Genomic DNA, 5,067 nt, shown 5'->3' with positions numbered 1-5,067 from the left:
GTTCCCTGAAAATTTTCCACATGTGCGGCGGGGTCGATTTCGCGGCGGGGCAGAGGGCCCGCGGCCCGGGTCCGGGCCGGGCGGGGCAGCGCGCCGGGTGGCGGAGCCCCGCCCCGGGGCGGCGTTGGCATGGCCGTTGCTGGGGGAGGAGCATCACAGACCGGGAGGCCGCCATGAATCTGCTGGACAAGTTCAGACTGACCAAGACGCTTCACGATCAGGTGGAAGTCAGCGGGGACGATATCTCCGGGGTGCTTGGAGCCTGGGAGGAGCGTGAATACAAGGGACTTTGCGAATATGTGACCCAGTGCCGGGGCGTTATTCCCAAGTATGTGTCCCGGCTGGCGAAACTCACCGGCATGGACCCGCGTGAGGTCGTCTTCGAGATCGTGGGCGCCCAGGGGCTGGTCAAGAGCCGCCGGGGGCGTCCGCCCAGCGGCGAGCCGCCCAGCGCGGCCTTCATGCCCGAAGACCCGTCCGAGCGCGACCAGTACCTGCGCAGCATAGTGGACGAGCGCAAGCGCTTCATGTGAACCGGACCCCGGGCGCGGGGCCCTGGGCGAGGCAAAAGGCCGGGGAGCGGAGGATCGATCCTCCACTCCCCGGCCTTTTCTGTTTCAAGGCAAAATAACGAAATATCGTCGGTCAGCCCGGGGGCGGGCCCTCCCCGGCGGTGGCCGCCGCCGGGGTCGGGGGCGCGCCCCGGCGCATGAAGAGCCGCGCGAAGGCCCCGTCGGACATGGTCGCGGTGATGCGCACCAGCACGGCCATGAACAGCAGCGAGAAGGCCAGCCGCCCCCAGAACACGCCGCTCATATGCGCGCCGAGCAGCAGGGCCAGCATGGTGTCCTCGATGAGGGCGTGGGCCAGGCCCATGAGGGTCATGGAGTGGAACAGGTCGCGCTGGCCGATGCGCCCCGAGCGGGACTCGTGGATGATGAGCCCGCTGCCGTAGGACAGGCCCAGGGTCAGGCCCACGATGGTCACCGTGGAGGCCTGGGGGCCGATGCCCATGCGCCGCAGCACCGGGCGCAGCAGGTATTGCAGCAGGTCCGTGACCCGCAGCCGCTCCAGAAGGCGCATGGCCAGCATCAGCGCGAAGATGATGCAGAAGATGAAGCCCAGGGTCCGGGCCTGGTCCAGGGCCCAGGCCGCCAGCGTCGCGGGCTCGGCCCCCGGTGTCCAGAACACGCCGCCCGGCTGCTGGAGCAGGCCGAAGCCCTCGAAGACGCCGTGCAGCGCCAGCCCGCAGGCCAGGCCGACGCCCACGCGGATCAGCCCCTGGGCGAGCATGGACACCCCGCACTGCTGGGCGATCTTGAGCTCCACGGGCAGGCCGTGGGCGATGAGCAGGATGGTGCAAAGCACCGTGGTCTGCGCCACGGTGAGCCCGGCCTCGGGCGCCAGGGACACGAAGACCACCATGGACGCATAGACCGTGTTCAGCAGGGCCGTGGCCCAGACCAGGCCCATGCTCGCGGGCAGGCCCACCAGCTCCATCACCGGCTCCAGCGGCACGGCTAGGTAGGAGATCAGCTCCAGCTCGCGCAGCACCTTGACGACGATGATGATCGGTACCATGACCCGGAACAGGGTCAGGCTGACGGAAACGGCGTTGCGCAGGCACTCGGAAACGGCGTGTCGCAGGGGCATGGGGGAAATATCCTGTGCTGCTGGGCTGATGGTGTGGGCAGACCCCCGATCCCTACACCGTCGCGGCGGCGGCGTCCACCGCCGGGTGCCCCGGACCCCTGCGGCGCCGGGCCCGGGCGCTGGAGTTGCGCTGGGCCCGGCGGGCTCCCCCGGCTCTGGGCGCGTCGCCAGGGCCGGGCCCGGCTGCCCGGCGTTCCTGGGCGGCCCCGGGAGGCCCGGGGCTAGGGGATGGCGGCGGTCAACTCGCGTATGGCCCGGGCGCGGGTCAGGCCCTGGATCCATGCCTCGGGCAGGGCGTCGGGCCCGGCGGCGCAGCCCAGGACCAGCCCGACCAGCAGGCCGCGCGCGGCGCTGTCGCCTCCGGACAGGACGTTGTGCTCCAGGGCCGCGGCGGGCTCGGCGCCGTGGCGGGCGATGAGCTGGACCACGCCGGGGAAGGCGCCCTCGATGGCGCAACTCTGGCCGAGGGTGGCGATGGCGGTCACGCTGTCCGTGTCGGCCAGGGCCAGCCCGGCGTCCACCCACTGGGCCACGGGGGCGGCGGCGTAGTCGGCCTCGGCGGCCCGGGCCAGGGCGTCCGTCGGGGCCGCGCCGTGCAGGGCGGCGTGGGCCGCGCGGGCGAAGAACCCGGCGGCGTCGACGACCTTGGGGTTGTTGTGGGTCATGCGCGTCTGGGCGCGGGCGGCCTCGACCAGGGCGGGCAGGTCGTCGCGCAGGGCCAGCACCAGCGGGGCGATGCGCGCGGCCCCGGCCAGGTCGTGCGAGTTGGCGCCCGAGGTGGCCGGGCCCTCGCCGAATTCGATGCGCCCCAGGGTGCCCCGGGTGGCGCCGTCCACATAGCCGTCGTAGTCCGCGAACAGGGCCCGCCAGCGGCGGAAGAAATCGTCGGGATCGAAGCCGCCCGAGGCGGCCACGGATTCGAGCAGGACGAAGGTCTGGTCGCCGTAGTGGGTGAAGTCCCCGGCGGCGCGGCGCTTGTGATACGAATCCGGCGGCGGGGCCAGCAGCCGGTTCACGGGGGCGATTTCGCGGGCGATGCGCCCGGAGTCGTAGATCCAGTGCGCGCCCAGGGCCAAGGCGTCGGCGGCCAGGGAGGTCAGCGTCCCGGCCAGGGCGGCGTCCCTGCTGTCTCGCATGGGGTGCTCCGTGGGTTGTGGCCCGTGGCGGGCCGTTTCCGGGCTTGGGGTCCGCTTCCAGGATAGGGCATTGCCGGGGGCGCGGCAAGGGCCCGGCCGCGGGAACGGCCATTCCCCCCTTGCCAGGGGCGGCGCGGGAATAGTATGACCAGAACGCCAAGCGCGGGCCGCGGCCCGCAACTCTGATCCGGGAGCGGCGTCTGGGAAGGGGGAGCCGGATGGACGCTTTCTGTCTTGATTGCGATGCGATCGGGAAATGGAAACCGCAGGGGCGGGTGATGGTCGTCGAGGACGAGTTCATCATCGCTCTGGCCCTGCGGCGGCAGATCGAGGCCATGGGCCTCGAGGTCTGCCACATGACCGACGGCGTCCACGACGCCCTGGAGTTCGCGCGTTCGCAAACGGTGGACGTGGCGCTCATGGATGTGTCGTTGCGCGGGGGCGACGACGGCATCGAGGCCGCCCGGCGGCTGGTGAACGAGTTCGGCGTGCCGGTGGTGGTCATCTCGGCCTACCCGGAGCAGCACATCCGCGCCCGGGCCGAGGCGGCCGGGGCCTGTGCCGTGCTGGGCAAGCCCGCCTCGGAAGCCGAGCTGTGCCGGGCGCTGGCCCTGGCCCTCGGGGCCTGCTGAGCCGCGCCCAGGCCCCGGCTTTCGCCGTGCGCCGGGGGGCGGGCCGGGCCTAGCGCCCGGCCAGGGCCAGCCCCCAGGCCAGAACCACCAGCCCCAGCCCGCCCAGGCCGAGCCACACGTCCTGCCCCGGCCCCCGGCGTGCGGCCCGCCTGCCCGCCAGCCAGCCCAGGGGTATCCCCACCAGGAAACCGAACAGATGCGCGCCCAGGTCGGTGCGCTCGCCGCCCGTGCCCAGCATGGCCAGGATGCCCAGCCCGGCCGCCACCGGCGCCACGGAGCGCAGCGGGTCCGGCCTGCGGCGCCCGGCCATGGCCGCCGCGCCCATGGCCCCGACCACGCCGAACACCGCCGTGGATGCCCCCACCGACAGGTGCCCGGGGCCGTGGAACCAGGCGTTGAGCGCGTTGCCCGCCAGCCCGCAGGCCACGAACAGCCCCCAGGCCGTACCCGCGCCCACGGCGCGGCCCAGAAGCGCCGCGAACAGCCCGCCGATGACCGCGTTGCCCACGAAGTGCGCGGCGTCGGCGTGCAGGGTCAGGGCGGTCACGGTCCGCCACCATTCCCCGCGCAGGATGCGGGCCGAATCGGCCCGGCCGAGCTGTTCCCAGGTTTCGGGGTACAGGCCCAGGCCCGGGTGGGGCGCGGCGATGAACACGGTGAAGGCCGTGGCCAGGGCCACGGCGGCCACGGCGGCCTGCACGGCCGGGGCCAGCGGCCCGGGCCGGGGCTCGGCCTCGGGCGGGCCCACGGGTTGCTCTTCCAGGTAGGCGGTCAGCTCCTGTACGGCGTCGTCCAGCCGGGACACGGGCACCAGGATGCGCCAGCGGGTCCCGGCGCGCAGCAGGCGATGGGGCAGGCCCCGGGCGCGCAGGGCCAGGGACCAGTCGTCCGCCGTGACCTGGGCCAGGGGCCCCCGGGCCAGGGCGGCCCCGAGGTCGGCCCAGGCGGGCGCCTCGTGGCGGATGGGCAGCGGTTCGTCGTGGTGCATGGCGGGGGTCAGGGGAAGCGGATCACGCGCACCTGCCCGCGGCGCACCCAGTCCTCCAGAGCGCGGCGCAGAACGGCCTTGATGCGCCCGCGCACGGGCGGGACGAGCAGCAGCAGGCCTGCCGTGTCGGTGACGAAGCCCGGGGTCAGCAGCAGCACCCCGGCCACCAGGATCAGCAGCGCGTCGACCATCTCCTCGGCGGGGGCGGCCCCCCGGGCCAGGGATTCGCGGATGCGCAACATCACGCCCAGGCCCTGCTGGCGGGCCAGCCAGGCCCCGGCCAGGGCCGAGAGCAGGACCAGGGCGATGGTCGCCTCGGCGCCCAGCAGGGAGCCGAGCTTGATGAGCAGATAAATCTCGAGCACGGGAATCAGCGCGAAGGCCGCGAACAGGCGAAAAAGCATGGGGTCTCGCATCCGTGGTTGAAGGGTGCCGGATTTTGACAATGCCCCATTTCACGGCCTTTGCAAAGACGAAAGCAAAGCTTTCGTTTTCATGTTTTACTTGACTCAGAGACAGTGAATGGGTACAGTCTTTTCACTGGATGTGAGCTGTCCGTGCCGTGGAGGCTGACACCCTGGCCCCTGGCCCCTGGCCCCTGGCCCCTGGCCCCTGGCCCCTGGCCCCTGGCCCCTGGCCCCTGGCCCCTGGCCCCTGG

At 72.8% G+C, this 5,067-nt stretch carries 6 protein-coding genes; 2 read left to right on the top strand and 4 right to left on the bottom strand.

The annotated features are described in order from the left end of the window. Positions 1 to 173 precede the first annotated feature (173 nt). On the top strand, positions 174 to 533 hold the full coding sequence (locus tag M0P34_RS13625; RefSeq protein WP_291500072.1) for a hypothetical protein: 360 nt from the start codon (positions 174 to 176) through the stop codon (positions 531 to 533). Between the two features lie 112 nt (positions 534 to 645). Here M0P34_RS13625 and M0P34_RS13620 read toward each other — a convergent pair whose 3' ends face one another. Together M0P34_RS13620 and M0P34_RS13615 are read right to left on the bottom strand one after the other, a co-directional pair. Beyond that, positions 646 to 1,653 (bottom strand): nucleoside recognition domain-containing protein, encoded by a 1,008-nt coding sequence (locus M0P34_RS13620; RefSeq protein ID WP_291500070.1) that lies wholly within the window; start codon positions 1,651 to 1,653, stop codon positions 646 to 648. Between the two features lie 221 nt (positions 1,654 to 1,874). Continuing rightward, positions 1,875 to 2,789: an ADP-ribosylglycohydrolase family protein gene (locus tag M0P34_RS13615; protein WP_291500068.1), complete on the bottom strand. Its 915-nt coding sequence runs from the start codon at positions 2,787 to 2,789 to the stop codon at positions 1,875 to 1,877. 278 nt (positions 2,790 to 3,067) lie between these two features. Between M0P34_RS13615 and M0P34_RS13610 the strand changes: the two genes are divergently transcribed. Further along, positions 3,068 to 3,421 carry a response regulator gene (locus tag M0P34_RS13610; RefSeq protein ID WP_291500073.1) on the top strand — a complete coding sequence of 118 codons (354 nt, stop codon included), beginning with the start codon at positions 3,068 to 3,070 and terminating at the stop codon, positions 3,419 to 3,421. Positions 3,422 to 3,470: 49 nt separating this feature from the next. Here M0P34_RS13610 and M0P34_RS13605 read toward each other — a convergent pair whose 3' ends face one another. Next, the gene (locus M0P34_RS13605) at positions 3,471 to 4,409 is read right to left on the bottom strand and encodes a rhomboid family intramembrane serine protease (protein ID WP_291500066.1); all 939 of its coding nucleotides are present in this window, start codon (positions 4,407 to 4,409) and stop codon (positions 3,471 to 3,473) included. Between the two features lie 8 nt (positions 4,410 to 4,417). Then, positions 4,418 to 4,813 carry an FxsA family protein gene (locus tag M0P34_RS13600; RefSeq protein WP_291500063.1) on the bottom strand — a complete coding sequence of 132 codons (396 nt, stop codon included), beginning with the start codon at positions 4,811 to 4,813 and terminating at the stop codon, positions 4,418 to 4,420. Positions 4,814 to 5,067: the final 254 nt, after the last annotated feature.

Origin of the sequence: Desulfocurvus sp. (assembly GCF_023230885.1) — a bacterium.
In the GTDB taxonomy this organism is placed as follows: Bacteria; Desulfobacterota; Desulfovibrionia; order Desulfovibrionales; family Desulfovibrionaceae; genus Desulfocurvus.
This window is presented reverse-complemented; position numbering and strand designations above follow the sequence as displayed.